General features: G+C 68.4%; 26 protein-coding genes, 1 tRNA gene and 1 pseudogene. 11 read left to right on the plus strand and 17 right to left on the minus strand.

What is annotated here, in order from left to right; genetic code table 11:
* Position 1: 1 nt before the first annotated feature.
* Together ASE95_RS09890 and thpR are read right to left on the minus strand one after the other, a co-directional pair.
* On the minus strand, positions 2 to 1552 hold the full coding sequence (locus ASE95_RS09890) for a spinster family MFS transporter (protein WP_056635105.1): 1551 nt from the start codon (positions 1550 to 1552) through the stop codon (positions 2 to 4).
* A gap of 63 nt (positions 1553 to 1615) precedes the next feature.
* Positions 1616 to 2191, minus strand: coding sequence for an RNA 2',3'-cyclic phosphodiesterase (thpR, locus tag ASE95_RS09895; protein ID WP_443025451.1), 576 nt, complete (start codon positions 2189 to 2191; stop codon positions 1616 to 1618).
* An 87-nt stretch (positions 2192 to 2278) separates the two neighbouring features.
* Between thpR and ASE95_RS09900 the strand changes: the two genes are divergently transcribed.
* The 4 genes from ASE95_RS09900 to ASE95_RS09915 all read left to right on the plus strand — a co-directional run bounded on the left by ASE95_RS09900 (position 2279) and on the right by ASE95_RS09915 (position 4996).
* Entirely contained in the window at positions 2279 to 3019 is a 741-nt protein-coding gene (locus tag ASE95_RS09900) for a Bax inhibitor-1/YccA family protein (RefSeq protein ID WP_056635106.1), read from the plus strand.
* Between the two features lie 92 nt (positions 3020 to 3111).
* Positions 3112 to 3918 carry a transglutaminase-like domain-containing protein gene (locus ASE95_RS09905; RefSeq protein WP_056636178.1) on the plus strand — a complete coding sequence of 269 codons (807 nt, stop codon included), beginning with the start codon at positions 3112 to 3114 and terminating at the stop codon, positions 3916 to 3918.
* A 33-nt stretch (positions 3919 to 3951) separates the two neighbouring features.
* Positions 3952 to 4245, plus strand: a complete 294-nt coding sequence (locus ASE95_RS09910; RefSeq protein WP_082450084.1) for a hypothetical protein — start codon at positions 3952 to 3954, stop codon at positions 4243 to 4245.
* A gap of 211 nt (positions 4246 to 4456) precedes the next feature.
* Positions 4457 to 4996 (plus strand): hypothetical protein, encoded by a 540-nt coding sequence (locus ASE95_RS09915; protein ID WP_156347998.1) that lies wholly within the window; start codon positions 4457 to 4459, stop codon positions 4994 to 4996.
* A 5-nt stretch (positions 4997 to 5001) separates the two neighbouring features.
* Here ASE95_RS09915 and ASE95_RS09920 read toward each other — a convergent pair whose 3' ends face one another.
* From ASE95_RS09920 to ASE95_RS09960, 9 genes are all read right to left on the minus strand, one after another.
* Entirely contained in the window at positions 5002 to 5286 is a 285-nt protein-coding gene (locus ASE95_RS09920; RefSeq protein WP_056635112.1) for a barstar family protein, read from the minus strand.
* Complete coding sequence (locus tag ASE95_RS09925; protein ID WP_235528260.1) at positions 5277 to 5978, minus strand: extensin-like domain-containing protein; 702 nt, start codon at positions 5976 to 5978, stop codon at positions 5277 to 5279. Before ASE95_RS09925 ends, ASE95_RS09920 begins: the two co-directional genes overlap by 10 nt.
* Before the next feature lie 35 nt (positions 5979 to 6013).
* Complete coding sequence (locus tag ASE95_RS09930) at positions 6014 to 6799, minus strand: NUDIX hydrolase (RefSeq protein ID WP_235528261.1); 786 nt, start codon at positions 6797 to 6799, stop codon at positions 6014 to 6016.
* Between the two features lie 313 nt (positions 6800 to 7112).
* Entirely contained in the window at positions 7113 to 8186 is a 1074-nt protein-coding gene (locus ASE95_RS09935; protein ID WP_235528262.1) for a potassium channel family protein, read from the minus strand.
* Between the two features lie 284 nt (positions 8187 to 8470).
* Positions 8471 to 9163 (minus strand): superoxide dismutase, encoded by a 693-nt coding sequence (locus ASE95_RS09940; RefSeq protein ID WP_056636191.1) that lies wholly within the window; start codon positions 9161 to 9163, stop codon positions 8471 to 8473.
* 13 nt (positions 9164 to 9176) lie between these two features.
* Entirely contained in the window at positions 9177 to 11207 is a 2031-nt protein-coding gene (locus ASE95_RS09945) for a TonB-dependent receptor (protein ID WP_056635114.1), read from the minus strand.
* Complete coding sequence (locus tag ASE95_RS09950) at positions 11204 to 13291, minus strand: M3 family metallopeptidase (RefSeq protein ID WP_235528263.1); 2088 nt, start codon at positions 13289 to 13291, stop codon at positions 11204 to 11206. The genes ASE95_RS09945 and ASE95_RS09950 overlap by 4 nt, the downstream gene beginning before the upstream one ends.
* Before the next feature lie 108 nt (positions 13292 to 13399).
* Positions 13400 to 13990, minus strand: coding sequence for a DUF1826 domain-containing protein (locus ASE95_RS09955; protein WP_056635115.1), 591 nt, complete (start codon positions 13988 to 13990; stop codon positions 13400 to 13402).
* On the minus strand, positions 13987 to 15222 hold the full coding sequence (locus ASE95_RS09960) for a GTP-binding protein (protein ID WP_200918786.1): 1236 nt from the start codon (positions 15220 to 15222) through the stop codon (positions 13987 to 13989). The genes ASE95_RS09955 and ASE95_RS09960 overlap by 4 nt, the downstream gene beginning before the upstream one ends.
* Before the next feature lie 143 nt (positions 15223 to 15365).
* On the opposite strand from ASE95_RS09960, the gene ASE95_RS09965 reads away from it, so the two are divergent.
* The 3 genes from ASE95_RS09965 to ASE95_RS09970 are packed head-to-tail and all read left to right on the plus strand — an operon-like array spanning position 15366 to position 17093.
* On the plus strand, positions 15366 to 16463 hold the full coding sequence (locus tag ASE95_RS09965; RefSeq protein WP_056635119.1) for a CobW family GTP-binding protein: 1098 nt from the start codon (positions 15366 to 15368) through the stop codon (positions 16461 to 16463).
* Complete coding sequence (locus ASE95_RS18440; protein WP_268795830.1) at positions 16460 to 16594, plus strand: hypothetical protein; 135 nt, start codon at positions 16460 to 16462, stop codon at positions 16592 to 16594. Before ASE95_RS09965 ends, ASE95_RS18440 begins: the two co-directional genes overlap by 4 nt.
* A gap of 34 nt (positions 16595 to 16628) precedes the next feature.
* Positions 16629 to 17093 carry a hypothetical protein gene (locus ASE95_RS09970; protein ID WP_056635121.1) on the plus strand — a complete coding sequence of 155 codons (465 nt, stop codon included), beginning with the start codon at positions 16629 to 16631 and terminating at the stop codon, positions 17091 to 17093.
* Between the two features lie 335 nt (positions 17094 to 17428).
* Here the strand turns inward: ASE95_RS09970 and ASE95_RS09975 are convergent.
* The 3 genes from ASE95_RS09975 to ASE95_RS09985 form a co-directional block, all read right to left on the minus strand.
* Positions 17429 to 17504, minus strand: a tRNA-Trp gene (locus ASE95_RS09975).
* A gap of 57 nt (positions 17505 to 17561) precedes the next feature.
* Entirely contained in the window at positions 17562 to 19910 is a 2349-nt protein-coding gene (locus ASE95_RS09980; protein WP_056635122.1) for a putative bifunctional diguanylate cyclase/phosphodiesterase, read from the minus strand.
* Positions 19911 to 20143: 233 nt separating this feature from the next.
* Positions 20144 to 21907 (minus strand): fatty acyl-AMP ligase, encoded by a 1764-nt coding sequence (locus ASE95_RS09985; RefSeq protein WP_056635124.1) that lies wholly within the window; start codon positions 21905 to 21907, stop codon positions 20144 to 20146.
* A 120-nt stretch (positions 21908 to 22027) separates the two neighbouring features.
* Here ASE95_RS09985 and ASE95_RS09990 point away from each other — a divergent pair, with 120 nt between their 5' ends.
* The 4 genes and pseudogenes from ASE95_RS09990 to ASE95_RS18275 form a co-directional block, all read left to right on the plus strand.
* Positions 22028 to 22573 carry a regulatory protein RecX gene (locus tag ASE95_RS09990; protein ID WP_056635126.1) on the plus strand — a complete coding sequence of 182 codons (546 nt, stop codon included), beginning with the start codon at positions 22028 to 22030 and terminating at the stop codon, positions 22571 to 22573.
* Positions 22574 to 22622: 49 nt separating this feature from the next.
* Positions 22623 to 23264: a cold shock domain-containing protein gene (locus ASE95_RS09995; RefSeq protein WP_082450036.1), complete on the plus strand. Its 642-nt coding sequence runs from the start codon at positions 22623 to 22625 to the stop codon at positions 23262 to 23264.
* 61 nt (positions 23265 to 23325) lie between these two features.
* A complete protein-coding gene (locus ASE95_RS10000) occupies positions 23326 to 23721 on the plus strand; it encodes an NADH:ubiquinone oxidoreductase subunit NDUFA12 (protein WP_056635128.1) in 396 nt (131 codons plus the stop codon).
* 215 nt (positions 23722 to 23936) lie between these two features.
* A pseudogene (locus ASE95_RS18275) lies at positions 23937 to 24170 on the plus strand (DUF2155 domain-containing protein); the annotation flags it as partial.
* Between the two features lie 35 nt (positions 24171 to 24205).
* Here the strand turns inward: ASE95_RS18275 and aat are convergent.
* The 3 genes from aat to ASE95_RS10015 all read right to left on the minus strand — a co-directional run bounded on the left by aat (position 24206) and on the right by ASE95_RS10015 (position 26328).
* Positions 24206 to 24946, minus strand: coding sequence for a leucyl/phenylalanyl-tRNA--protein transferase (gene aat, locus ASE95_RS10005; protein WP_082450037.1), 741 nt, complete (start codon positions 24944 to 24946; stop codon positions 24206 to 24208).
* Entirely contained in the window at positions 24943 to 25650 is a 708-nt protein-coding gene (locus ASE95_RS10010; RefSeq protein WP_056635131.1) for a ParA family protein, read from the minus strand. The genes aat and ASE95_RS10010 overlap by 4 nt, the downstream gene beginning before the upstream one ends.
* 291 nt (positions 25651 to 25941) lie before the next feature.
* Positions 25942 to 26328, minus strand: coding sequence for a hypothetical protein (locus ASE95_RS10015; protein WP_056635133.1), 387 nt, complete (start codon positions 26326 to 26328; stop codon positions 25942 to 25944).
* Between the last annotated feature and the right edge of the window lie 39 nt (positions 26329 to 26367).

Consider the following 26367-nt stretch of genomic DNA (forward strand, 5'->3'; position numbering starts at 1 on the left):
GTCAGATCGGTTCGCCTGCCGCCCGGGCGCGCGCTTCGCGCGTGCGCTCGGCGGCGGGGAAGCGGCGATAGGCGGCCAGCCCTGCCGCGATCGTGATCGGTACGCTGAGCAGCAGCGAAAGCATGCCGGTCGACAGGCTGCCGGTGAGCGTCGAGATCCGTCCGGCCAGATATGGTCCCAGCGCGAGGCCGATCAGCGTCGTGCCGATGAAGAAGGTCGCGGTCGCCGTACCCCGCATGCGCGGCAGCACCAGATCCTGCGTCGCGGCCGCTGCCGACCCCAGTCCCCAGGCCGCGAAAACCTGCGCGCAGAAGATGCAGACGTAGAGCACGGCCGGGGTCGATGTCGTGTAGCCCACCACCATGAACGGCACCGGAAGCACCGCGCTCGCCAGTACCGGCACCAGCCGCCCGGCCGGATTGCTGCGGCGCAGGCGATCCGCGAGCATTCCGCCGGTGGTCACGCCGATGAACCCGGCCGCTGCGCCGGCACCGCCGATGAACAGGCCGGCCTGCGCCGGAGTCACCCCCAGCACACGGATCGCATAGGGCGCCGCCCAGAAGCTGGCGGCATAGGCCATGAACGCGTTCAGGCCGTAGGCGAGCACCGTGCAGACGAAGGCGGGGGTGCCGAGGATCAGCGCGAACGTAGGAGGATCCCGACGTTTCAGGGCGCAACCCCACGAGAAGACGGCATAACCGCCGATCCCCACCGCGATCCACTGGGGCAGCGGTTCACCGGCAGCGTGCAGGCCGACGACGATCGCGATGGTGGTGGCAAGGCCGGCGAGGTTGACGAGCAGCGCGCGGCGTCCTCCGCGGGCGGCACCGATCAGCGTGAGCGGCGGCAGGATGGTCACCAGTTCGTCGGCGAACGCACGGAAGGGTGCGGGGTGCGGCGGTGGAGTCGGTAACCCTTCCACCGCGCCGCGGACGGGTTCGCGAAGGGTGGCGATCACGAGCGCGAGGAGGAGGCCGGGCAGGCCGACCGCGAGGAACGCGGCCTGCCATCCGGCGAGGCCGAGCGGTCCGCCGGTGGGGAAGGCGCGATTCCAGTTCTGCACGATCAATCCACCGATAAACAGCGAGCAGCCGCCGCCGACGTACAGTCCGGCCGAGTAGATCGATAAAGCGGTGGCGCGCAGCCGCTTGGGAAAATAGTCTGATATCAAAGAGTAAGCGGACGGCGATGCGGTGGCTTCTCCCACCCCGACGCCGATCCGCGCCGCGGCAAGCTGCGTTCCGGTCGACGACAGCCCGGACAAGGCGGTCATCGCCGACCATAAGGAAAGCCCGGCGGTCATGAGGCGGACACGGTGCCAATTGTCGGACAAGCGCCCCAGCGGGATGCCGAATAAAGCGTAGAACACCCCGAAAGCGGTGCCGTACAGAAAGCCGAGATCCTCGTCGCGCAGGTTCAGATCGCGCTTGATGTCCTCGGCCAGGATCGAGATCACCTGACGATCGACGAAGTTGAGGACGTAGACCAGGAACAGGAGGCCCAGCGCATACCATGCATAGCCGCTCGCGCGGGTATCGTCCGTCTGCGTCATGCACCCTCTCTTTCGGGCGAGCTTAACAGCGTCGCGATCGAAGGGAAGGGGACGTCTCCCGCCTTATTCGAGCGGCCAGCGCGCCACCGTTTCGTAGCGGGCACCGTCATGCCCGAGCCGGCTTTCGTAGAGCGTCAGGTGCGTGAGCGGGAACGAAGGACTGGCGAGACCGGCGTGCCGCGCGATCCAGCGATCGACGGCCATCGGATCGGCGGCGCCGCGCGCCAGCCGCGCCAGCGTGACGTGGGGCAGGTAGCGGCGCGTATCCGGCGCTACGCCCGCGCGCGCAAGTGCTTGATCGACCTTGCGATGAAGCGCCGCGAGCGGCTCCGGCGGCGCGACCCGCGCCCACAGGGTATCGACCCGCCCACGCCGGTCGAACGTGCCGACCCCGTCGATCCGCGCGACCGGCACCGGCGCGACGACCGTAGCCAGCACGGCGGCGATATCCTCCGCCTGACGCCGGTCGACCTCGCCGATGAAGCGAGTGGTGAGATGCAGTTGCCCGTCATCCTGCCAGCGTGCGCCGGGCACGTCGCCCATCGGATCCACGAGCAGCGAGCGAACCGGCGGGGGCGGGCGCAACGCGACGAACAGGCGATGCATGATGCTGTAACGAACCTTTGCTGTCACCGTCATGGGCCGACCCTCGCTTGAAATCGGGGGACCGGCGCGCAATATTCCCTGTATCCGACATATCTGTCCGGATGAAGGAGCAAAGAGACAATGGCCAATTGGTCCGATCCCCGGCCCTCCGCTGCCCCGTTCGGCGGGACCGCTTCGGGCACCCGCACGGAGGCGCGCGACGCCGGCCTGCGGTCGTACATGCTGTCCGTTTACAATTACATGGCGTCGGGCGTCCTGCTGACCGGCATCGTGGCGTTGGCGTTTGCGCTGTCCGGCTATGCGCAGGCCGTTTTCCAGACGCCGCTGCGCTGGGTCATCGCGCTGGCACCGCTCGGCTTCGTCTTCGCGATGAGCTTCGGTCAGGGCAAGTTCTCGACGTCGACGTTGAAGGCGATGTTCTGGGGCTTCGCGGTCGCGATGGGCCTGTCGCTGTCGTCGATCTTCTTCGTCTATTCGCCGATCGCCATCGCGCAGGCGTTCGCCGCCACCGCGGCGGGCTTCGCGGCGTTGAGCCTGTATGGCTATACGACGAAGCGTGATCTGTCGGCATTCGGCACGTTCCTGATCATCGGCCTGGTCGGCCTGATCGTTGCCAGCCTGATCAACATGTTCGTAAATTCGGGTCCGCTGGGCCTGCTCATCTCTCTGGTCGGTGTGCTGCTGTTCGCCGGGCTTACCGCCTATGACACGCAGCGTACCAAAAGCCTGTACTTCCAGGTCGCGGGCCATGGCCCCGAGATGGTCGGCAAGGCCGTGGTGATGTCGGCGCTGAGCCTGTACCTCGACTTCATCAACATGTTCCTGTTCATTCTCCGCCTGTTCGGCGGGAACCGCGACTGATCCCACGGGATTGGGCGTTCGAACGCTAAAGGGTCCGGCGGGCAATCGCCGGGCCCTTTTTTTTGACTTCATTCGCAAGGACATTGGTGGCGATGCGGCTTTCGATCGAAGCCATGCTGGATTATGGCTTTCCGGCCCCGGCCGACGTCCTGCTGCAGATCGAGGTCGCGGCCCGGCCCGATCAATTGCTGGAGAAGCAGGCGCTGATGATCGAATCCGATCATCCGATCCGCGCGGTGGCGGGCGAGGACGGCATCGGACAGCGTTGCTGGGCACATGCCGAGGGTCGACTGGTCGCGCATTACAGCGCGACGGTGGTGATCGATCGTCCTGTGCTGCCGATCGGCGATCTGCCCGCGACGCCCGCGGCTTACCTGCCGGCCACGACCATCCCCTATCTGTTTCCCAGCCGTTATTGCGAATCCGACCGGTTCGAGAACTTCGTGCGGCGCACTTTCGCGGGGTTGCAGGGTGGTGCTCTGGCGCAGGCGCTGGCGGAGTGGGTGCGGGAAAATCTCGAATATATGCCGGGGCCGCCGGGAGCAGGGGCATTGCATACTTTCGCCGAGCGCCGCGGCGTGTGCCGTGACTATGCGCATCTGCTGGTTGCTTTGGCGCGGGCGGCGGAGATCCCGGCGCGCTGCGCGTCGGTCTATGCGCCGGATGTCGATCCCCAGGATTTCCACGCCGTGGCGGAGTTGTGGCTGGACGGTGCGTGGCACCTGCTGGACGCCACCGGCATGGCCCGTCCCGACGAGATGGCGCTGGTGGGAGTGGGCCGCGATGCCACCGACATCGCGTTCATGACGATCTTCGGGACGGCGATGTTGTGGGAGCAACGCGTGCGGGTGACGCGGGTCGGGCAGGAACGCGGCGCGACGTCCGGCGTTGGGATGTAAGCGAATATGTCCAAAAATCATGAGGAGGGTATGATGACCGAAGCGAGCCCGATCGACGAACGCGCGCTCGACAGCCTGTCGGTCGCACCCGAGGCCGGCAATGCGGGGGGATCGAAGGACGCCCGGCAGGACGCCGGGCAGGATCGCTCGATCGACAAGCGGCTGCGCAAGCACCCCGGTAGCGAGGATGCGCGGCTGGACGCCGGACTGGACGAGACGATGGATGCATCCGACCCGGTCTCGATCACCCAGCCGGGGCGCGGCGAGCCCGCCCCGTCCTCCGGTTTCGACGCCGCCGAGGAAGCGGAGCGCCAGCGCGACGCCTGAGGACGGCGGCGATCGAACGTTGCCCGATCGTCACCGTACATCGCTATTTCGAGATCCAGCGCTTCGCTTCGTCGCATCTTTGTTGCGGCGCAGCGGAGCGCGTGCTGCTTTGTGACGATCGGAAGACGGCGCGGTTAAGGCGATAATTAACCCTTTTCCCGCATTCTTTCGATGGTTGGATCATGCACGGCGGGGTGTGGCGATGGAAAGGATGCGGGCGGCCGAGGGCGCGATGACGCTGGCGGAAATGAAGGAGTTCGCGACCTTCCCGGCGGCGACCCAGCGCTATATCCGACGGAGTCTGGATATCGGGCTGGACCGCGACGACGCACTGGCGCGCTGGTCGCGCGACGTGGTGGAAACCGCGAGCATCCGGGCGCAGGCGCAGCATTATCGTCGCCTGCCCGCGTTGAGGGCCTTGGTTCCCGACGACAGCGGACTGGATGCGGCGGAGCAGGTTCTGGCACCGCTGATCACGCTGGCGGCATTCGACCTGGGGCAGGGACGGATCACATCCTTCTCGGCATTCCGCTTCCTTTTCGAGCGGTTGGTCGGGGCGCGGGTGCGCCCGTGGTTGCCGTCGGCGTTTTGCGCGGCGGCGGCGATGCCGCACCTTCATCCCGAATTGCGGCGGCGGCTGTTGCAGTCGATCAGCGAAGCGGCGGCGACCGCTTCGGGTTGGTCGTCACGGCAGCCGGCATTCTTTCCTTATTGGGTCGAGAAGGTCGATACGGCGGCGCTGCCGCACTGATCTACTCAGACAATGCGTAGCGCGATCGCCAGCCCGATGTCGTGCGCTGCGTCTTCGAAAACGATGCCGACGCGCGCCAGATACGCCATCAGTGCGGCGGGAAGGGGCGTCGTCGTGCAAATCTCGACCGACAACGGGGGGCGAACGCGATTTTCGCCGGCGACCAATCCGTCGTAAAGCGCGTCGAGGTTCGGCCCGTGCCAATCGGGCGCGCCGAGTGCGGGAAGCAGCGCCGCCCAGAATTGTTCGCGCGTCCGCCAGTCGCGCGCGTCGAGACGGATCAGCGACACGCGCGCCAGCCCGTGGCCCCGCGCGCCGCCTGATCGAGGTGGAAATGGTCGCGGTGCGCGGCGTTGTAATCGGGCGACAGGACGGTGGCGAACAGCCGGCACGCGCCGTCGCGCACCTCCCGCAGGAACGCCGCCTTCGCGGCGTCATCGCCGGTGGCGGGCCAGTCGCGCGCGACGCTGATCCGCGTGCCGTCGGACAGGCGGAACCCGGCGATGTCGATCGCGTCGGCGGTGGCGTGTTCGCTCCACGCGCCGGCATCGCGGCCGTAGAGGCGGCGGCACGAATAGCTGCCGAAATGATCGACCTGCACCACGCGCGCGCCGAAGTGCCGGCGCGCCGCCGGGGCCAGGACGTCCCATTCCCACATCACCACCGCCGCCGCGACCGGGCAGGCGATGCCGAGGTCGGCGGGTGCGAAGGCGGTGGCCCGTGCGCCGCCGCGGGTCAGCCGCACCGCATCGTCATAGCCGCACTGGCGTTCGCGGCGCGGCGGAAGGGCGGTGAAGCGCACCCCGGCCCGCGACAGCAACGCACGGCATCCGGCGGCGTCACCGGTCAGCGCGGTCAGTTTGCGTCCGGTGAACAGGCCGACCGGCTCCCCGAGGTCGAGCGGCGCCCAAGGCAAATCCTGAGGCCGTCCCCGCAATGCCCCCCATGCGACCAGCGCAACGGTGGCGAGCAGCAGCAGCACGGCGACGCATGCGACGATGCGGCGGAACGTGCGCGCTATCCGCGCCGGACCTCGTCCAGCGGATGTGCGGTCACGGGGTAGCCGAGGTCGTCCGGAATGCAGAGCCAGTCCTTCCCGTCGCGCCGTTCGGTCCACGGCGCGACCATGCGCACCGGTGTGGCGCGGGCGTGCGCCACCGCGGCGGCATGATCGGCAAACCGGGCAAGTCGTTCGAGGTTGCAACGCGTTGGAAAGATGATCGCCAGTCGCCCCGCATCCGCATCGGCCAGCACCGCCCGAGCGCTGGCCCAGCAGAGCCGCACGTTCTCCGTCCCGTCGACCTGCGGCGGCGACGCGGCGGCTGGCAGGCGCGCGAGGTAGAAGCGGGTGTCGAACCGGCGGACCGGCATGTGATCGGGCCGCCAGCGCGCGAACGCGACCAGATCGTCGAGCGCGAGCGTCGCACCGGCGGCGGCGAGTGCGGCGGACAGCGGCGCTCCGCCGTGCAACGCGGCGCGCATCGTCGCGATCGCGGCGGCATCGGGCAGCGGGGTGACGCCGATCGGCAGACCCGCCTCCTCGATCGTCTCGCGGATCGCGGCGATGCGCGCCGCGCCCTCGTCGATGTCGGTCCAGCCGAGCGCCAGCGCGAAGGTGCGGTCGGCGGGATCGACGCGGCCGCCGGGGAACACCATCGCGCCGGGCGCGAACGCCATCGCGCCGGCGCGTTCGACCATGAGGATGTCGGAAGGGCCGTCCGGGCGATCGCGCATGATGATGATCGTCGCGGCGGGGATCGTCGCGGCGGGGGTGGCGCCGGGCATGTCGGTTCGCGATGTCATGGCGGCGGTTGATGGAACTGCGCGGAAGCTCGCCGAAAGACCTCAAGCATTCGACACAAGGATAATTCCTTCGGCGCCTGCCGGGGTTGGTACCGGCGAATGTAACGGTCGACGCCGCTGGTGCAAGGGTCGGGTTGTGATCCCGTCCAGGTGGTACCGCACGGCCCGTCGCGCATGGCCAGCGGCTCTACCGACATCGCAACAGGATCGAGCGATGCTTCGGCCGCGGCGGGTATTTCCCGCCGTTTCGCCAGCCTTGTCCACCAGCCGGGCGACGAGCAGGTGGAGCGTGCCTGCGATGTCCGGCGGCAGTTCAGCGCTTCGGCTCGACCAGCTCGATCACGAAATCGCCCGCGTGCAGTTGCTGCGCGTCAGGATCGTCGATGCCGATCGCACGATCGCCGCGGTAGACCCGCACGATCTGGCCGCCGGTCACATCACCGGGCGATTTGCCGACCTCATCCGCCCGCACCGTACGCTCGCGCAGCTCGACCTTGCCGTTGCGCGTGACGAGGTCGGCCACATAGTCGGCGACGTGCGGCCCGGCCGTGCATTGCGCGAGCAACTGCCCGCCGAAGCTGACCGGGTTGACGATGATGCTGGCGCCGGCGTCGCGTGCGAGCAGTTCGTTCTCGATCGCGCCGATCGACACGGCCACGGCGGCATGCGGTGACAGCCGGCGGCACGTCAGGATGATCAACACCGCGGTATCATCACGCCCGGGACAGACGATGACGGTGCGTGCCGTCTCGACCTTCGCGATTTCGAGCACCTTGTTGTGCGTCGCATCGCCCTCGACCGTCGCGACGCCGAGCTCCTCGGCAAGCCGCAGCCGATCGGCGTTCGTGTCGACCACCACGATGTGTTCGGCCGGATGGTTACGCTCCAGCAGTTCGCTCACCGCCGCCGAACCCGAACGCCCGTAGCCGCAGACGATGACGTGATCCTTCAGCTCGCGCCTGATGAAACCCATACGCCACCGCTCCCAGCCTTGCCTCAGCATGAAGCTGTACGCGCTTCCAAGGAAGATAAGGAAGACGAAGATCCGGATCGGCGTGACGACGAACGTGTCGAACATGCGCGCCGCGTCGCTCACCGGCACGATGTCGCCATAGCCGACCGTGGTCACGGTGATGACGGTGAAATAGACGATATCGAGGAAGCTGACCGCGCCATCGGTGTTGTCGCGCAGACCGCTGCGCTCGATCCAGTGACCGCCAAGCGCGATGCCGACGAGCAGCAGCACGGCCACGCCGCGAATGGCGAGCGTGGTCAGCGGCGACAGGCGTCCGGCCCGGTAGAAGCGCGGACGCGCCGCCAGCACGGCGGCGCGCGCCGCCAGCCGGCCCGGTGGCAAGGCCGTCCTGATCGGTCGCTGATGCTTCACGGGGCCGGGTCCATCATCATGCTTCCGTCCCCGGTATTCCAGAAGCTGCCGTCGTCCATTTCACGGGCAGGGAGCCGGGCAGCGTCGCTGAGGCATCGAGCCTTGCACATCATGCCCGCGCGCTGCAACGGGCGACTGCCATCCGGCCGTGGATGCTCGATCGCGTGCCGAATCCGCCCGCATCGCACCGGACCTTGCGATACCGGCCGTCGTCGTGATCTTCACCGCCGTCCGCTTCGGGTGACGTCACGTCGTATCGTCGTATCAGACCGGTGGCCGGCGGTTCAGCGCTTCGCTTCGGCGAACCGCTTCGACACCGTCTTCCAGTCGGCGACCTGCCACCATGAATCGAGATAATCGGCACGGCGGTTGCGGTGCTTGAGGTAATATGCGTGCTCCCAGACGTCGTTACCGAGCAGCGGCGTGCCGCGCGTCGCCGCCACGTCCATCAACGGATTGTCCTGATTGGGGGTCGATGTGACCGCGAGCCTGCCGTCCGCCCCCACGATCAGCCATATCCAGCCAGAGCCAAACCGGCCGGTTCCGGCCAGCTTGAACGCCGCCTTCATCCGCTCCATCGAGCCGAACGCCGCATCGATTGCGCGCGCGAGTTCCGGCGACGGGTCGCCGCCGGTGCCGGGGCGCGTCATCGTTTTCCAGAAAAAGTCGTGGTTCCAGTGGCCGCCGGCGTTGTTGCGGACGGCCGCCGGGGCCGATCCCGCTTGCGCGAGCAGGTGTTCCAGCGGATGGCCGGAAAGCGTGCGATCGGCGGCAACGGCCTTGTTGAGCGCATCGACATAAGCCTGATGATGCCGGTCGTGATGCAGGGTCATCGTTTCGGCATCGATCACCGGCTCCAGCGCGGTCGCCGGGTAAGGAAGCGGGGCGAGCGCAAAAGCGGGAACCGCGGGTCGTTCCTGCGCGGCGGCGGGCGCAGCGAGGGCGAGGATGGCGAGGATGGCGGGCCGGTATCGCATCGAGATGTCTCCTTCACAGCCCGACGCTGAGGCCCAGTCGCACGTCGCGACCGGCCAGCGGGGCATAATCCTTGAGAAAGCTCGCGTGGCGGCGGGCGATCACGTCAAACAGGTTGCTGGCACTCAGCGTAAGCCGCAGTCCGCGTCCGGACAGCGGCGTCCAGTCGGCGCTGAGATTGACGAGTGAGAAGGCATCGCTCGTCGTCTCGAAGCCGGTGACGCGCGTCTGGCGGGTGCTATGCTCGACTTCCGCGCGCATACCGATGCGGTCGCCACGCCCCTCGATCCCGCCGAGCAGCCGCAACGGCGGTATGCGCGGGGCGGGGCCGAAGCCGTCGATCGTGGCGCGCACCGCATCGACCAGTCCATCGGCCTTCAGCGTCAGGCCGGGACGCGCGACGAAGCGTACCTCGCCCTCGACCTCGAATCCGCGGTACGTGGCATCGCCCTGTGCAAAGCGGAAGACCGGCAGATCCTGGATCACCTGCCCCGTCTCGAATTCGTAGATATAGCCTGCAAAGCGCGTCCGATAGGCCGATGCATCGAGCCGCCACGCCGACCCGGAGAGCCGGGCGACCAATTCGATTCCGCGCGCGCGCTCGATCCCGAAGCCGGTGTCGCCGATCTCGTAGGATTGGGTGCCGATATGTGCGCCATCCGCCAGCAGTTCCTCCGCCGCCGGGGCGCGGGCGGTGCTCGACAGGTTCACGCCCAGCTTCACGCCGGGCGCGACCGCCGCGAACGCGCCGCCGGCGATCGATGTCGCGGTGAAATTGCGATCGAAGCCTGCCGCTTGCGCGCGTATGCCGGTCCATTCGACCCGCCCACCGCCTTCGAACCGTACCGGGCCGACCGCGACCTCCTGAAGCGTGAACAGGCCGTTCTGCACCGTCTCGTTGGGCGGCACGAAGGCTTCGGCTCCCACGGCGCGGAAATCGCGGAAGAAAGTCTGTACGCCGCTGACGCCCTGCCAGCTGCCACGCTGGCGCTGGCGCAACTCGGCCCGCGCCTCCAGGCCCCTGTTGGCGAAGGTGGTGCCGTTGGTGCTGTCGCCCTCGACATGGCTGTAATCGGCATAGCCGCCGCGCAGCGACAGCCGCTCGAACGGGCCGGGCAGCAGCACGGAGGCGCGCAGATCGGCGCGCCATTGCTCCGCCGCGATCCGCACCGCCTCCTGTTCGGCACCGGGCGTCAGCGCATAGCGGATCGGCAGGCCGTACCGCGTTTCGTAGCGGGTGATCGCGACGCCCAGATCGCCGCCCTCGTCGATGAAGGCGGCACCCAGGTTGGCGGTGCGCGTCCGCGCGCTGGTATTGGCGAGGCGGCCCGACAGGTCGGCGAGGCCACGAACGGCCGGATCGGTGCTCTTGCGCGCCTGATCGCGCAGCGGCGCGGACAGCACCGCGCCGCCCACGCGCAGGTCGCCGGTGTCGGTCAGGCTGCCGCCACCGGCCACGACGAAGCGGTTCGATACGCGCACGCCAATGTTCGCGCCCGCGGATCGCTCGTCCGCCGCGGAACCGAGCGATCGGCGCGCCTGCATGGACAGCAGCCCTTCGGGTACGTGCGTCGGCACGCGGCGGTCGAGCACGTTGACGACCCCGCCGATCGCCGACGATCCGAAGCGTAGCGAGGCTGGCCCACGCAGCACCTCGATCCGTCCGGCGAGCAACGGATCGATCGCCACCGCATGGTCGGCCGAGGTGTTCGACACGTCGAACGCGCCGATCCCGTCGGTCAGCACGCGCACCCGCTCGCCGGCCAGCCCGCGCAAGACCGGGCGCGAGGCGTTGGGGCCGAAGCTGGTGGCGGACACGCCGGGCAGCCGCGCCAGCGCGTCGCCGATCTGTGGTCGCAGCGACCGGTCGAGCGCTTCGTCGGCCAGCACCGACACGGGCGACGCGGCGTCGCGCGGATCGCGCTGAAAGGTGGCGGTGACGACGATGTCGTCACGGTCGACGGGCTTGGCGGGATCGTCCGTCGTGGTCGCGGCTGCGGGAGTGGCCATCAGCGCGCCGACGGCCAGCAACAGGCGCGATGTCATGCCAGCCCCCGGTTGCGCAGCAGCGCGGCGGCATCGGGCATCCGGCCGCGAAAGGCGAGGTAGCTCTCCGCCGGGTCGCGACTGTTGCCGCGCGACAAAATCTCGCGCCGCAGCTTCGTCGCGAGCGCCCGGTCGAACACGTCGCCACGCTCCTCGAAGCCCGCGAAACCGTCGGCATCCAGCACCTCCGCCCAGGTATAAGCGTAATAGCCGGCCGCATAGCCGCCGTCGAAGATGTGGCTGAAGTGCGCGAGCCGGTGCCGCATCCCCACCGCTTGCGGAACCCCGAGATCGGCGAGCTGCGCCGCTTCCCAGGCCTGCGTGTCGAAATCCGCCGGCAACGCGCCAAGCGAGTGAAGGCGCATGTCGAGGATCGCGGACGAAAGCTGCTGAACGGTCAGATAGCCCTGGTTGAAGGTTCGCGACTCCAGCAACGCCGCGAGCATCGGTTCCGGGATCGGCTCGCCCGCGGCGTTACGGGCATGGGCGCGCAGGAGCGCCGGCTGGCTGGCCCAGTGTTCGTGGATTTGCGAGGGCAGTTCGACGAAGTCGCGCGATACCGCCGTGCCCGACAGGCTGGGGTAGCGCACCTTGCTGAACAAGCCGTGCAGGGCATGGCCGAACTCGTGGAACAGCGTCTCGGCGTCGTCGATGCTGATGAGTGCGCGCTCGCCCGGTGCCGGCGGCGTGAAGTTGCAGTTGTTGACCACGATCGCGCCTTGACCAAGCAAGTCGCTCTGGTCGCGCAACGCGTTCATCCACGCGCCGGGCCGCTTGGTCGGGCGGGCGAACCAGTCGGCGTAGAACAGGCCGGTCGACGTCCCGTTCGCTTCGCGCACCTCCCACACCTTCACACCTTCGGCATAGCCGGGGACATCGGCGCGCGGCACGAAACGGATGTCGTAGAGCCGCTTCACCGTGTCCATCAGCGCGGCGACCATGCCGTCGAGCGGAAAATACGGCTTCACCGCCGCCTCGTCGAGCCGGAAGCGACGGCGGCGTTCCCGTTCGGCATAAAAGCGCCAGTCCCATGGCTGGATCCGGTCGATCCCGTCGGCGTCGGCCAGTGCGAGCAACGCGCGTTCTTCCTCGTGCGCGCGGGCCAGCGCGGGGCGATACACCTGCATCAGCAAGTCGGTGGCCCCCTGCGGCGTCTTCGCCATCGCGTCCTGCAATGCGAAACCGGCATGGCTGGCGGCACCCATCAGCTTCGCGCGTTCGATGCGCAGTTCGACCAGGCGGCGGATGATGGCGGCGGTGTTGTTCGCATTGGCATTCGCCCCGCGCCGATCGAAGGCGTGGAACACCTTCGCGCGCGCGTCGCGGTTCGTCGCCGCGGTCAGGAACGGCTCGACCGCGGAGCGGGTGGCGGGGATGAGATAGCCGGGCTTGCCGGCCTTGCGCGCGGCGGTGGCGGCAGCGCCCTTCTGATCGGCGGGCAGGCCGGCAACCTCCGCCTCGGTGAGCAGTACATCGCTGGCTTTCTGGTCGGCGAGCAGTTTCTGCCCGAATTGCACGCCGAGCGCGGCCATCTCCTCGTTGATCGCGGCAACGCGCGTGCGCGCCGGGGGAGCGAGCGCTGCGCCGGCCCGAACGAAGCGTCGATGCGTCTCGTCCAGCAGCCGCGTCTGTTCCGGGTCGAGTCCGAGCGTCTCGCGACGGCGGAACAGGCGATCGACCCTGGCAAAGAGCACCGGATCGAGCGAGGTTTCGTTGGAGAAGCGGGTAAGATCAGGCACGATCGATTCCTCGATGTCCTGAATCTCCGGGGTCGCGTCGGCACCCGACACCGTGAAGAACGCTGCCGATATGCGCGCCAGTTGCTGCCCCGATCGCTCCATCGCCTCGATCGTATCGGTGAACGTCGGTGACGAACCCGCGGCGGTCAGCGCCCGGTGCTCGGCCCGCGCCGCCGCAAGCGCCGAAGCGAAGGCGGGGCGGTAGTGGGCTGGACGGATCGCGCCATAGGGCGGCACGCCGTCGGGCCACTCACCCAGCAGCGGGTTGGCGGGGGACGCCGCGTAAAGGGGCGCTCCAAGCAACGGGATGGCGGCGCCAGACATCAACAAGGTACGGCGGTTCATGAAAGTCCTTTTGCGATGATGGCGTAACCGCCGGGGATGCGGCGCCGCCCCCTGCGGCAGCTTACCCGTCTCCGGCGACGGGATTGTCGATGATGCTGACGCTTCTTCTTACGGGACGTGGCGACTTCGGATGGGATCGATCGCGAGCACGAGGCGCCGCGCGCCGGTTGCCACGATCGGCGGCGAGCGGTGAAGCACGGGCGGCGGATCGATCAGCAACCGGCCCTTGAACACGCCTGCCGCGCCGGTCGGCACCTCGCAGATCGCCTCCACCGCCGCACTGCGGCACCATTGCGTACCGGGGCCGAGATAGGTGCACAACAGTCGCAGCGTGACGTAATCGGCGTGGAAGCGACGGCAAGCATCGGTTTCGATCACTTCCAGCCGCAGGCGCAGTCGATCCTCACCCGTCAGCGCGGCATGTCGCCGCAGCAACAGGCCGACATCCCCGGCGAGCAGGGTAGCGACGGGATCGGGATAGCCCGCGTCGCGCAGCGTCCCATCGAGCAGCGCATCGGCATCGACGTCGACCGACAGATCGCCGATCGCATCGAGGTCGAGTACCGCAAGCGCGGACCGCAGCGCATCGGATAGCGGCCGCCACCAGATCGCCAGCGCCGCTTCGGGTCGGGCGATCGCATCGAGTGAGGCACGGTCGTAACCGAACGTGACGGCACCCTCCAGCATGGTCAGCGTCATTCGGCGGCTTCCAGCTGACGCTCGCCCCAGGCCGGGAACGGATCGCGCAACGCCGTCCACAGCGCGGGCGTGAACGTTGCGGCCGGCACAAGGCAGGCATCGAGCCGCCGCCGGATGTGCTCTTCGTCCATGCCGATGCCGATGAACACCAGTTCCTGCCGCCGGTCGCCCCAGATGGGATCCCAGTGTTTCGCGACGAACTCCTCGAAACGCGCGTCGTCTGGCCATTGATGCCTGGGCACCGCCGCCCACCAGCGGCCCATCCGCGCGGTCCCGGTCTGGCTGCCGGCGACGGCCAGCTCCCCGACCCAGTCGGGGCGGGTCGCCAGCCAGAAATGGCCCTTGGCGCGCACCACATGGTCAAGGCCGCCATCCGTCAGAAAGGCATGGAACCCGACCGGATCGAACGGCGCGCGTGCGCGGTAGACGAAGCTCTCGATGCCATATTCCTCCGTCTCGGATTGATGGTGCGCGTAGCCGTACAGCTCCTTGGCCCACAGCGGGTGACGCGAGGCCTGCTCCTCGTCGAACAGGCCGGTGGCGAGCACGAGGTCAAGATCGATGCGGCCATGATCGGCGGGGACGATGATCGCATCGGCGTTGAGGCTGGCGACCAGCTTCCTGACCGTGGCGAGCTGCCCGGACGACACCGACGATGCCTTGTTGACAATCACCACATCGGCGAACTCGATCTGTTCGACCAGCAGGCCCACCAGGCTGCGCGTGTCCTCCTCGCCCAGCGTCTGGCCGCGATCGGCGAGGAAATCCTCGCTGGAATAGTCCGCCAGCAGGTTCAGCGCGTCGACGACCGTCACCATCGTGTCCAGTCGTGCGACATCGCCCAGCGACGCGCCCTCCTCGTCGCGGAACGAGAAGGTGGTCGCGACGGGCAGCGGCTCGGAAATGCCGGTCGACTCGATCACCAGATAGTCGAACCGGCCCGCCGCCGCGAGCGCACGCACCTCGACCAGCAGGTCGTCACGCAGCGTGCAGCAGATGCAGCCGTTGGTCATCTCCACCAACGCTTCTTCCGACCGCGACAACGCCGCCTCTCCGCCGCGGACGAGATCGGCGTCGATGTTCACTTCCGACATGTCGTTGACGATGACCGCCACCCGTCGTCCCTCGCGATTCGCGAGGATGTGGTTGAGCAGCGTCGTCTTGCCCGCACCGAGAAAGCCGGACAAGACAGTCACGGGTAAACGACGATCGGATGGGAGGGGGCTTGCCATGACAATCATCCAATGTGATACGATACAACATCACATAAACGGAGAACCAGATCGATGTCCAGTGCCCTCCAGATGACGGGCCAGCCCAACCAGCGCGCGCTCGATTCCTTGGCGGTGTGTGTCGGCGTGACGGAAGACGAGGCATGAGCGGCGTCCTTGCGGGCGCGGGAGCGCGCATTCCGGTGTCGGTGCTGACCGGCTTTCTGGGCAGCGGAAAGACGACCGTCCTCAACCACCTGGTCCGCTCGCCCGGCATGGCGCGCGCGTTGGTCGTCATCAACGAGTTCGGCGCGGTCGGACTGGACCATGAACTGATCGCACGATCGAACGAGGATCTGGTCGTCGAGATGATCGGCGGTTGCCTGTGCTGTACTATCCGCGGCGACCTTTCGCGGACGCTGCGCGCGGCGCCGTGGCGCTTCGCGCGCGAGGGACGGTGCTGGTTCGACCGGGTGCTGATCGAGACCACCGGGCTGGCCGATCCGGCGCCGATCCTCCACACGCTGATGACCGATCCACAATTGGCGACGCTGTACCGGCTCGACGCCGTCATCGCGACCGTGGACGCGACCGCCGGCATGGCGACGCTGGACACGCAGGCCGAAGCGGTGAAGCAGGCCGCGGTCGCCGACCGGATCCTGCTGACCAAGACCGATCTCGCCGACGCCGCCAAGCAGCGCGTGATCCGCGACCGGGTCGCTGCGCTCAACCCGGGCGCACCTGTCATCGCGACGACGAACGGGGTTGTCGATCCCGCGTTGCTGTTCGATGTCGGTTTGTGGGATCCCGCCAGCAAGAGCGACGACGTGAGCCGCTGGCTGGCGGACGAGGCAAGTCGCCCCGATCACCACCACCACCATCATCATGACGTGAACCGGCACGACGACGGCATTCGCGCGACCTGCCTGACGTTCGACACCCCATTGGACCCGCTCGCTTTCGACCGATGGCTGGGGCTGCTCACCATGTTCAAGGGTGCCGACCTGCTGCGCGTGAAGGGGATCGTGAACCTTGCCGGGCACGATGCGCCCGTGGTCGTCCATGGCGTGCAGCACGTCTTCCACCCGCCGGTCGAACTGGATCGCTGGCCGTCGGCGGACCGGCGGACGCGGATGGTGTTCATCACCCGCAACATCGATCCCGAGGAGCTCCGTGGCACGCTCGCGTTGATGACGATGGGGTTACACGACGTCAGCTTTCAGGGGCTGATCGAAAGCGTGGCTGCGGGGATGCCGGCATGATCGGCATCGACGCTTTCGCCGATCGCATGCCGACCCGCTGGTTGGATTTCGCCAGCACCGACAGCGCCGATGACGGCCTGTGCGGCCGTGGCGGGACGACGTCATGGCGGCGTCGCGCTGGGCTTCTGTGATCGCGCACGTAACATTCGAGAAGGATCAAGCGAGATGTTTACCGAAGACATGGTGCACGGCGCCCTGCAGACCTGGTGCGACAATGTGGTCGCGGTCGGCAAGGCTCACGCCGACGGTGGGGATGCGCGCGCCGTCGCGACACAGGTGCTCAGCGACAATTACGACTATGACGGCGGCAAGGTTCTGTTCAAGCCGACCCTGGCGTTCGGCGCCCAGACTTTCCGACCGACGAAGGACGGTGCCCTGGCCTATTTCACAGGGGGCAGCGACGAATTCCGTGACGATAAGGGATTCAAGCTGAAGCCCTGGGTAAAGGTGTGGTATAGCAAGGAAGACTTTATCCTGCATGGCGATCTGGCGATCGTGCAGTGCAACGTCCACTTCATCGGTCTGGACGACAGTCACATCTTCGTGAACAAGAGCTTTGTGTTCAAGGAGTGCAAGGATGCAAAGGTGCGGATCGTGCTGCATCAATCGTCATTGCCGTACCAGCCGTAATAGGCACCGTAAAACCGACACGGAGCAGTGTCAGGGAAGCCGCCTCATTCCTTGATGGGCGGCCCTGACGGGCGGCCCTGACGGACGGGCGTGCTGTATCTGCCGAGGATCGGCCGTCGAGTGGTCGATGAGCCGAAGTGCCAGATCCGCCGGATCACGGCGCGATCGGAAATCCTCGATCGTCCCGGCTGCCGACGCACGGGCATCGTAGCGAGATGACGGGACGATTCGGCGAAACCGCTCGGGCGGTCTGCCGGCCGGGTTCTTGCCCCGCGCCGACCACGCGCGAAGGCCGCTTTATCGGTTCGCGGTCCGGCCATTAAGCGGTTGAATAATGGCAGGAGTGGGGGGACTCGAACCCACGGCCCTCGGTTTTGGAGACCGATGCTCTACCAACTGAGCTACACTCCTATGCGGGCGTGCTGTTGAACGTATCCGTCCCGTTCGTCAAGCGATTGCTGACCATGATCAGGCGGCGCGCGTCTGCACGCTGCGCATCGCCAGCGCGCGCGCCTCCGCGACGGGCAGCGGGCGGCCGAAGTAATAGCCCTGGATGTTGCGACAGCCGAGGTCCTGGACCATGCGCAGCTCCGCCTCGGTTTCGACCCCCTCCGCGGTGGTGGTCATGTCGAGGCTGTCGGCCATCGCCACGACCGCGCGGATGATCGCGATCGCCTCGGCCCGGCCGGCGGCGGCGGTCTGCACGAAGCTGCGATCGATCTTGATCGACGAAAAGCGCGTCGAGCCGAGATACCCCAGGGAGGAATAGCCGGTGCCGAAATCGTCGAGGCTGAGCCCGACGCCGAGCGCGAGTATCTCCCGCAGGACGCGCACCGCGCCGGTGCCCTCGCGCAGGAACACGCTTTCGGTGACCTCCAGGTCGAGGCGAGCGGGCGCGATGCCGCTGTTCGCGAGTGCTTCGGTGACGATCGTGACGAAATGCGGGTTGTGGAGCTGTTCGGGCGATACGTTCACCGCCACGCGCACGTCCTCCGGCCAGCCCGCCGCCTCCGCGCAGGCGGTGCGAACCACCCATTCGCCGATCGCCGAGATCAGCCGCGCTTCCTCCGCGATCGGCACGAACTTGGACGGCGGGATCTGCCCGAAAGCGGGATGCCGCCAGCGCAACAGCGCCTCGAACCCGCGCAACGCGCCGGTCCGCGCGTCGACCACCGGTTGATAGTCGAGCGACAGCTCCTCGTTCTCCAGCGCCTTGCGCAGCGCCATTTCGAGGACGCGGCGTTCCTCCGCCTCGGCATGGAGTTGCGGTTCATAGGCGTGGAAGGTGCCGCCGCCCTGATCCTTGGAGCGGTAGAGCGCCAGATCCGCGGAACGGATCAGCGTTTCCGCACTGCGCCCGTCACGGGGCGATGTCGCCACGCCGACCGATGCGCCGATGTAGAGCGTGTGCTGGTCGACCTCGTACGGCTGCGACAGCGTATCGATGATCGTCGCCGCCAGCCGCTCGACATGGCCGGGATCGTCGGCGTCGCGCACGACGACCGCGAATTCGTCGCCACCCAGCCGGCCGACCAGTTCCCGGTCGCCGACCAGCGCGGCAAGCCGTTCCGACACCTTGCCCAGCAACCGGTCGCCGACCGGATGGCCAAGCGTGTCGTTGACCGCCTTGAAGCGGTCGAGGTCGATCATCATGAACGCGCAGCGGGTGCGCCATTGCTCTGCGCGGGCGATCGCCTCGGTCAGCGACTCGTTTACGAACAAGCGGTTGGGCAGCCCGGTGAGCGTGTCGAACCGCGCCAGCCGCGCGATCTTCGCCGCGGAGGCGCGCGCCTCCGTCACGTCGGAGGCGACGCCGCGGAAGCCGCCGAAATGCCCGTCGGCGTCGCGTCGCGGCGAGGCGGCGATCTGCCACCAGCGCTGCTCGCCGCGGACGACGACGGGCAGGTCGAGGTCGCGGATATTCTCGCGGTGCTGCAGCCGCGTCGCCAGTTCGCGCAGCGCGGGCGCGACATGCCCGGTGTTCCAGCCGGGACCCGCCAGCACTTCCAGCAACGGACGCCCGTCGATGTCGTCCCGATCGAGCCCGCAGGCGACCGCGAAGCGCGGGCTGGGCTCCACGATCCGCCGCGCGGCATCGGTCTGCCACAGCCAGTCGGAGGACGTGTCATCGAAATCGCGCAGCAGCAGGCCGACCGTCTCGTCACGCTCGGCCAGCCCGACTTCCGCCACGTGGAGCAGCGCAAGCGCGCGGGCGCGGTCGAACGTGGCGATGCACAGCAGCGCGGCGAACAGCAGGTCCGCCATGGCGCCGAGCGGGCTGCCGGCCAGCGTCAGCGAAACGGCGGCGGCCATGGCGGGCATCCCGATGAAGATCGCCGCCGCCATGACCAGCGAAACCATGGCCAGCGCCGTAGCGGCCATCAGCACCGCCATCACGACGTGCAGCGCCAGCGCGGTGGCGACATCGACGTGTTGCGCGATCGCCAGCGGCACGATCGACCACGCCACCCCGAGCGCCAGCGCCTCCGCGATCGGCTGGCGCATCGTCGCCAGCTCGGCATAGCCACCGGCGCGGCCCGGCGCGCGCAGGCGCCGGATCGCGGTGCCGACCGCCACGACGCCGACCGAGACGGCCCATGCCGCCAGCCACATCGCCGGCACGCGCCTTTCGAGCAACATCGTCACGATGGCCGCGCCGATCAGATTGGCCGCCAGCAGCAACAGCGCGCGCTGTCGCCCGGCGAACAGCTGCGCCGCGCGAATGCGCGCCCAAAGGTCGGGATCGCTTCCGTCGCGCAGGCCAAGCAGCGCGCGCAAGGGGATGGTCGGCAGCGGAGAGGCGAGAGATCCGGTCACCCTGCGGGCATAACACCACGCTGGTTGACGAAGCGTTGCCCCGGCACGCACTTGCCTGTGCACGGCACGGTGTTGCCGGGCGCGGTGTCGACGCCGGGATAGCCGCTCCCTGCATCGTTTCGGCTATCAAACAGCGGCTTACGCTGTCGCATCTTCCCGCATCATGCCAGGATCGTGCGACGCGGCCCGGTAAAAAAATCCTCGCACCGGCAAACCTTGCCGGCGCGACGGGATCAGGCGGCGAGGTCGTAGGGCTTTATCTCACCGGCGAGATACAGGTTGCGCGCCTTGGCGCGGGACAGCTTGCCCGAGCTGGTGCGCGGCAACGTGCGCGGCGGGATCAGCTCGACCACGCAGTTCATGCCGGTGACCGAACGAACGCGGTCGCGGATCTCGTCACGCAGGCGCACGCGCTCCTCCTCGTCCGAGCTGCGGCATTGCACCAGCACCGCCGGCGTCTCCTCGCCACCCGGGGTGGTGATCGCGAAGGCGGCGATGTCGCCGGCCTTGAAGCCGGGCAATTGCTCGACCGCCCATTCGATATCCTGCGGCCAGTGGTTGCGGCCGTTGATGATGATCATGTCCTTGGCGCGGCCGACGATGAAGATGTAGCCGTCCGACATGTACCCCATGTCGCCGGTGTCGAGCCAGCCATCGACCAGGCAGGCGTCGGTCGAAGCCTGATCGCGGAAATAGCCGACCATGACGCTGGGGCCGCGGCACCACACCTTGCCGATCGCGCCGTCGGGCAGCGGGGTGCCGTCCTCCTCGCGCACCTGGATTTCCATATCGCGCACCGCCTTGCCGCAGTTCACGATCGCGCGGTAGCGCTGCGGGCGATCCTCGCCATGGTGCGCGCCGGACAGCTCGGTTTCCTCGACCAGCTCGACGCGAATGCCTTCGCCGGGCGGCATCAGCGACACCGCCAGCGTCGCCTCCGCCAGGCCGTAGCTGGGCAGGAAGGCGGTGGCCTGGAACCCGGCGTCGGCGAAGGCGTCGACGAACGCCTGCATCACGTCGGGACGGATCATGTCCGCGCCGTTGCCCGCGACCCGCCAGCGCGACAGGTCGAACCGGTCCGACGCCTTCGTCTGCGACGAAATGCGCCGCGCGCAGATGTCGTAGCCGAACGTCGGCGAGTAACTGAGCGTGGTACCGGCGTTGCGGCTGATGAGGTCGAGCCACGACAACGGCCGCCGCGCAAAATCCTCGGTCTTCAGGTAATCGGCCGACACCTGGTTGGCGAGCGGCGACAGGAAGCAGCCGACCAGCCCCATGTCGTGATACCAGGGCAGCCACGAGATGCAGCGGTCGCTCTCGACGATCTGCATGCCATGCGCGTGGGCGGCGAGGTTGCTGAGCAGCGCGCGGTGGGTGACCGTGACGCCATGCGGGAAGCGCGTCGAGCCGCTGGAATATTGCAGGTAACAGACGTCGTCGCTGCCGGCTTGCGGCAAGGCGGCGTCGGGGGCGGGGCGGGTGCCGAATTCCAACCAGTCGACACCTTCCACCCCGGCGGCCTGCGCGGCGGCGCCGGCAAGCAGCGCCAGTTCGGCCGGATACATCAGCAGCTTCGGATCGCAGCTGGCGAGCTGGACGCGGAGCTGGTCGATATAGGCTTCGCGGCCACCGAACGAGGTCGGCAGCGGCAGCGGCACCGGCCACGCACCGGCGAGCACCGTGCCGAAGAACAGCGCGGCGAATTCCGGGCCCGTCTCGGCAATCAGCGCGATCCGGTCGTGCGGGGCGACCCCGGCCGCGATGAGCCGCAGCGCGGCGGCATGGGCATCGGCGCGCATTTCCGCATAGGAATAGCTGTGCACCAGCGTGCCGCGCGCATCGTGGAAGTTCAATCCGCGCACGCCATCGGCCGCATAATCAAGCGCTTCGCTCAAGGTAGCGAAGTCGGAGAAGCGACGCGGCAGACGATCGTCCGTCGGCGTGGCCGTCGGCTTCGCCGTCGCGGTGGCGGTCATCGGGGCGAGGTCGATCGTCATCCTGTGTTCCTGTCGCACCTGTAACGTGGGCGCAATGGTTGATCGGCAAAAAGGGCGGGTTTGCCGTCACGTGTTAAAATTGACCCCCAGACTCCATGGTTACTGTGGCACAATCAAGGCGTGTCCGCTCCTCGATCCACCACCCCGTCCGGCCGCCGTCCCGCGCCACCCCCGCTGGACGCCGCTGCGCTGGACCGGCTGGCGCTGCGTTATGTCGAGCGGTTCGCGACATCGCGAGGAAAGCTGACGCAATATCTGGCGCGCAAGATCCGCGAGCGCGGCTGGGATGGGGAAGCGGTCGACCCCGCGACGGTCGCGCAGCGGATGGCCGATGCGGGGTATGTCGATGATCGCGGCTTCGCGGACCAGAAGGGCGCGGCGCTGGCGCGGCGCGGCTATGGCGCGCGGCGCATCGCCGAGACGCTGCGTGCCGCCGGGCTGGACGAGGAGGATCGCGCGCCGGCGGTGGCCGAGGCGCGCGGCGCGGCGCTGGAGAGCGCGCTGCGGCTGGCGCGGCGCAAGCGGATCGGTCCGTTCGCCACGGTGCGCCCCGACCCGCGCGACCGGGAGCGGCACCTGGCCGCGCTGCTGCGGGCGGGGCACGACCTGGCCACCGCGCGCCGCGTGGTTGACGCCGCGCCGGGCGAGGTGCCGGAGGCCGAATAGTAGGTCGTAGTAGATCGCGACTTGCTTTCGGCCATGGTGCAGTGCACCGATGTGGATCAGGGGTTGCAAGGGGGCGGGACGCGACGTGCAGGACGGGCCGGTCGCATCGATCGATGGCGGGACGATCCGCACCGGCGAAATCCCGGACGCTGGCGCTGACCGTGGCGCGGGCGACCTGCCGACGGTCGCGCTTTCGGGCGTACTCAAATGGTTCGACGCCACGCGCGGGTTCGGGTTCGTCGTCGCGGACGACACGGCGATGGGCGACGTGCTGCTGCACTTCACCGTGCTCCAGGCCTATGGCCGCCGCACCTTGCCGGAGGGGACGCGCGTGCATGGCCGCGCCGTGCAGGGCGCGCGCGGGTGGCAGGCGGTGGCGATCACCGCGCTGGATCTGGCCACCGCGGCGGAGACGGTGCGCGACCGCGATCTGGCGCGGCTCGACCCGGAAATCGTACCCGACGACGCGGCGGCGCAGGCCGACTGGGAAGACGTGTCGGTGAAATGGTTCAACCGGATCAAGGGGTACGGGTTCCTGGTGGCGCTGGCGCGGCCGGGCGACATCTTCGTCCATATGGAAACGCTGCGCCGCGCCGGGATCGCCGACGTCGAGCCCGAGCAGCGGCTGCGCGCCCGGGTGGTGCCGGGACGCAAGGGGCCGCTGGCGGTGGGGGTCGCCGCGCCGGAGTGATGACGGCGATGCGCATCGGGCATTGAACGCGCGGGCGCACGCGGGTAAGCGAGGCGGCACGATGGGCATCAACCTCAACCCCTTCACCTGGTGGAACGGCGCAAGCTGGGGCACGATCTTCTACGGCCTGCGCGGCAAGCGGCAGGTGGGCGAGGATTCGCTGGGCAATACCTATTGGCTGGGCGGCCGCGACACGATGGGCGAGCCGCGCCGCTGGGTCATCTATGCCGGCGCGAACGACGCCAGCCGCGTTCCGCCCGAATGGTTCAGCTGGCTGCACCGCCAGATGGACGGCGTGCCGACCGAGGTGCTGCCGCCGCCGCGCCGCTGGGAAAAGCCGGCCGTGCCCAACATGACCGGCACCGCATACGCCTATCGTCCGCAAGGGGCGCTGGAGAAGGGTGGCAACCGTGCCGCCGCGACCGGCGATTACGAGGCGTGGAGCCCCGACGCGTGAAGCGCCCGCTCGCGATCGGCGGGCTGGTTCTGATCGCGGCGGCAGGGGTGACCTGGGCGGGGCTGAGCCTGCGCGGGACACCGCCGGCCGCGCCTTCGGATACTCCGATCGTGAGCACGCCGATCCCCGACCGCGCGGGTACGATGCCGCCGCTCGGCGACGACGAGGTGCGCACCGACGGGCAGGACGCGCCGGTCGATGCCGGATCGACCCCGATGGCGCAGCGGGTCGCGGTGCTGGGGCTGCTCAACAAACGCAACGGCGTCAGCCGTGACATCACGCTGAAGCCCGGTCAGGCTGGGCGGATCGGCGACGTGATCGTCCGGCTGCGCGCGTGCGAGAAGACCGCCCCGTGGGAGCCGGAGCAGTTGACGGGCGCGTTCGTCCAGCTTGAGGTGCGCCGCGCCGACACCGGTTGGCGGCGCGTGTTCTCCGGCTGGCTCTACAAGGAGCGTCCGGCGCTCAACATCGTCACGGACCCCGTCTACGACGTGTGGACCAGGAGCTGCACGATGGCGTTCCCGGACACCGCGCCGTCGGCGCCGCCGGCAGCCGCATCGAGCGCGAAGAAATCGCCGGCATCGGCGGCGGCGGCTGCGCCGGACGATGCCGCGGCGGACGAGCCGGTCGAGGAAAGGGCCGCGCCCAGCAACGCCATGTAATCGGCGCGATCGATCTCCTGCGCGCCGAGCGAGGCGAGGTGGGTGGTCATGAATTGGCAGTCGAGCAGGGTAAAGCCGCCGGCCTTCAACCGCGCGACCAGCGCGGCGATCGCGACCTTGGACGCGTTGGTGGCGCGACTGACCATGCTTTCGCCGAAGAACGCGCGGCCGAGCGCGAGGCCATAGAGCCCGCCGACCAGCCGGTCGCCATCCCAGCATTCGACCGAATGGGCATGACCCAGCGCGTGGAGCCGCATGAACGCGCGTTCGATCATCGCGTTGATCCACGTGTCCGGGCGATCCGCGGCGGATTCGGCGCACAGGGCGATGACCTGCGCGAAATCGCGATCGACGGTGATGCGGAAGCGATCGGCGGCGACGACCCGCCGCAACGAGCGTGACAGGTGGAAGCCATCCAGCGGCAGGATCGCGCGGCGGCGCGGTTCCACCCAATAGATGCTGTCCGCATCGCGGCTGTCCGCCATCGGAAATACGCCGACCGCATAGGCGCTGAGCAGCAGGGCGGGATCGAGCGTCCCGGCCGCGGGCGTCGGGGCGGTCAAGTGCGAAGTTGCTCGATCGTGCGCCACAACTGCGCGAACGCGGCGGCGGCCGGGCTGCGTGGTTGCGCGACGCCGGTCGGCAGACGCTGCGCGGTGGCATTCTCGACCGCGCTCGCCATCGGGATTACCGGCCAGTCGGGGTGGCGTTCCACCGCCTCGATATGCAAGGCGCGGCGCCGGTCGACCATCATATGCACCGGCAGCATCGGCACCTGTCCGCCGAACGCGCGGTCCAGCATGGCGAACGCCTGTTGCGAGAAGGCGGAGGGCACGACCGGTACGACCAGCAGGTCCGCGGCGCGCACCACCTGCTCCGCCGTCTCGGTCAGACCGGGCGGGCAATCGAGGATCACGGTGTCGTGATCGCCCAGTTCGGCGATCAGCTTGCGCAGGCGGCGCTTCTTGTCGAGCGCGCGCAGCAGGTGGTTGAGATCGCGCAGCGAGGCATCGGCGGGCAGCAGGTCAAGCCGATCGAACGGCGTGGCGCGGATCAGCTTGTCAGGCGCGACGCCGCGCGCGAACAACGCCCCGGCGCGATCGTGCGCGGCGCCATCGCCCAGCAACCATGTCGCGGATGCTTGCGGGTCCAGATCCCATAACAGCGTGCGGCGCGCCGACATCGTGGCGGCGCACCACGCCAGATTGATCGCCAGCGTCGTTTTCCCGACGCCACCTTTAAGGCTGTAGATCGCGACCGTCGTCATGCGCCCAAGGCTACGGCCCGGGGACGAGCGGGGCAAGAAGATGATGCGGACCGGAAGCGGTGCGAGCAACGGGGGTGATGTTCGTCGTCGCGCCGCGCGATGCGATCCGCGTGCGGCGCGGCCGGCCACGATACCGTCGAGGCCGGCTGCGGCTCAGGTGGGTTTGACGGCGGAAAAGCGTTCGATGAAAGCGATGCGGTGCGGTCCGAAAGCCTCCGCATGGGCCGGTCCGGGACTATGCCCCGGCCGGCGGCGGGGGCGGGCCGTGTCTGGCCGCCCCCGCGTCGCGGATCAGGAGTGGCAGACCAGTTCGGGCTTGCCCGGCGTGGTCAGCTTGATCTCGCTGGTCGAGCCGGTCATCTTCCAGCCGCCTTCCGCGATCAGCGGATCGCCGGCCTTCTCGCTCTTCAGCGTGGTGGCCGCGCCACCCTTTTCGGTGCGCACCACCGCCTGCTTGTCGCCGTCGAAGAAGGTGACGTAGGCGAGGCTCTGATCCTTGCAGCGCATGGTCTTTTCCGCCTTGATCGCAGGCGGCAGTTCGATCGGGCCGGCATTGGCGAGCGTCGACGCCATCGGATCGGGATTGCTGTCCAGCACCTGCGGCGAGGTGGGTTCCGAGTTGCAGGCCGACAACGCCAACAGGGCGGCGGCCACCGAAAGGGGAAGGGTTTTGTGCATGAGGGGCCGCTATGCCGATGCACATTACTCCGTCAAGTG

Source organism: Sphingomonas sp. Leaf231, from assembly GCF_001421995.1.
In the GTDB taxonomy this organism is placed as follows: domain Bacteria; phylum Pseudomonadota; class Alphaproteobacteria; order Sphingomonadales; family Sphingomonadaceae; genus Sphingomonas.

Coding starts and splice junctions, on each gene's coding strand:
- ASE95_RS10015 (WP_056635133.1), bottom strand. CDS start 26,328: ATGCACAAAACCCTTCCCCTTTCGGTGGCCGCCGCCCTGTTGGCGTTG.
- ASE95_RS09995 (WP_082450036.1), top strand. CDS start 22,623: ATGTGGATCAGGGGTTGCAAGGGGGCGGGACGCGACGTGCAGGACGGG.
- ASE95_RS09960 (WP_200918786.1), bottom strand. CDS start 15,222: ATGGCAAGCCCCCTCCCATCCGATCGTCGTTTACCCGTGACTGTCTTG.
- ASE95_RS09940 (WP_056636191.1), bottom strand. CDS start 9,163: ATGCGATACCGGCCCGCCATCCTCGCCATCCTCGCCCTCGCTGCGCCC.
- ASE95_RS18440 (WP_268795830.1), top strand. CDS start 16,460: ATGATCGGCATCGACGCTTTCGCCGATCGCATGCCGACCCGCTGGTTG.
- ASE95_RS09890 (WP_056635105.1), bottom strand. CDS start 1,552: ATGACGCAGACGGACGATACCCGCGCGAGCGGCTATGCATGGTATGCG.
- ASE95_RS09905 (WP_056636178.1), top strand. CDS start 3,112: ATGCGGCTTTCGATCGAAGCCATGCTGGATTATGGCTTTCCGGCCCCG.
- ASE95_RS09915 (WP_156347998.1), top strand. CDS start 4,457: ATGCGGGCGGCCGAGGGCGCGATGACGCTGGCGGAAATGAAGGAGTTC.
- ASE95_RS09965 (WP_056635119.1), top strand. CDS start 15,366: ATGAGCGGCGTCCTTGCGGGCGCGGGAGCGCGCATTCCGGTGTCGGTG.
- ASE95_RS09900 (WP_056635106.1), top strand. CDS start 2,279: ATGGCCAATTGGTCCGATCCCCGGCCCTCCGCTGCCCCGTTCGGCGGG.
- ASE95_RS09930 (WP_235528261.1), bottom strand. CDS start 6,799: ATGACATCGCGAACCGACATGCCCGGCGCCACCCCCGCCGCGACGATC.
- ASE95_RS10000 (WP_056635128.1), top strand. CDS start 23,326: ATGGGCATCAACCTCAACCCCTTCACCTGGTGGAACGGCGCAAGCTGG.
- ASE95_RS09910 (WP_082450084.1), top strand. CDS start 3,952: ATGACCGAAGCGAGCCCGATCGACGAACGCGCGCTCGACAGCCTGTCG.
- ASE95_RS10010 (WP_056635131.1), bottom strand. CDS start 25,650: ATGACGACGGTCGCGATCTACAGCCTTAAAGGTGGCGTCGGGAAAACG.
- ASE95_RS09970 (WP_056635121.1), top strand. CDS start 16,629: ATGTTTACCGAAGACATGGTGCACGGCGCCCTGCAGACCTGGTGCGAC.
- thpR (WP_443025451.1), bottom strand. CDS start 2,191: ATGACGGTGACAGCAAAGGTTCGTTACAGCATCATGCATCGCCTGTTC.
- ASE95_RS09945 (WP_056635114.1), bottom strand. CDS start 11,207: ATGACATCGCGCCTGTTGCTGGCCGTCGGCGCGCTGATGGCCACTCCC.
- ASE95_RS09950 (WP_235528263.1), bottom strand. CDS start 13,291: ATGAACCGCCGTACCTTGTTGATGTCTGGCGCCGCCATCCCGTTGCTT.
- ASE95_RS09955 (WP_056635115.1), bottom strand. CDS start 13,990: ATGACGCTGACCATGCTGGAGGGTGCCGTCACGTTCGGTTACGACCGT.
- ASE95_RS09985 (WP_056635124.1), bottom strand. CDS start 21,907: ATGACGATCGACCTCGCCCCGATGACCGCCACCGCGACGGCGAAGCCG.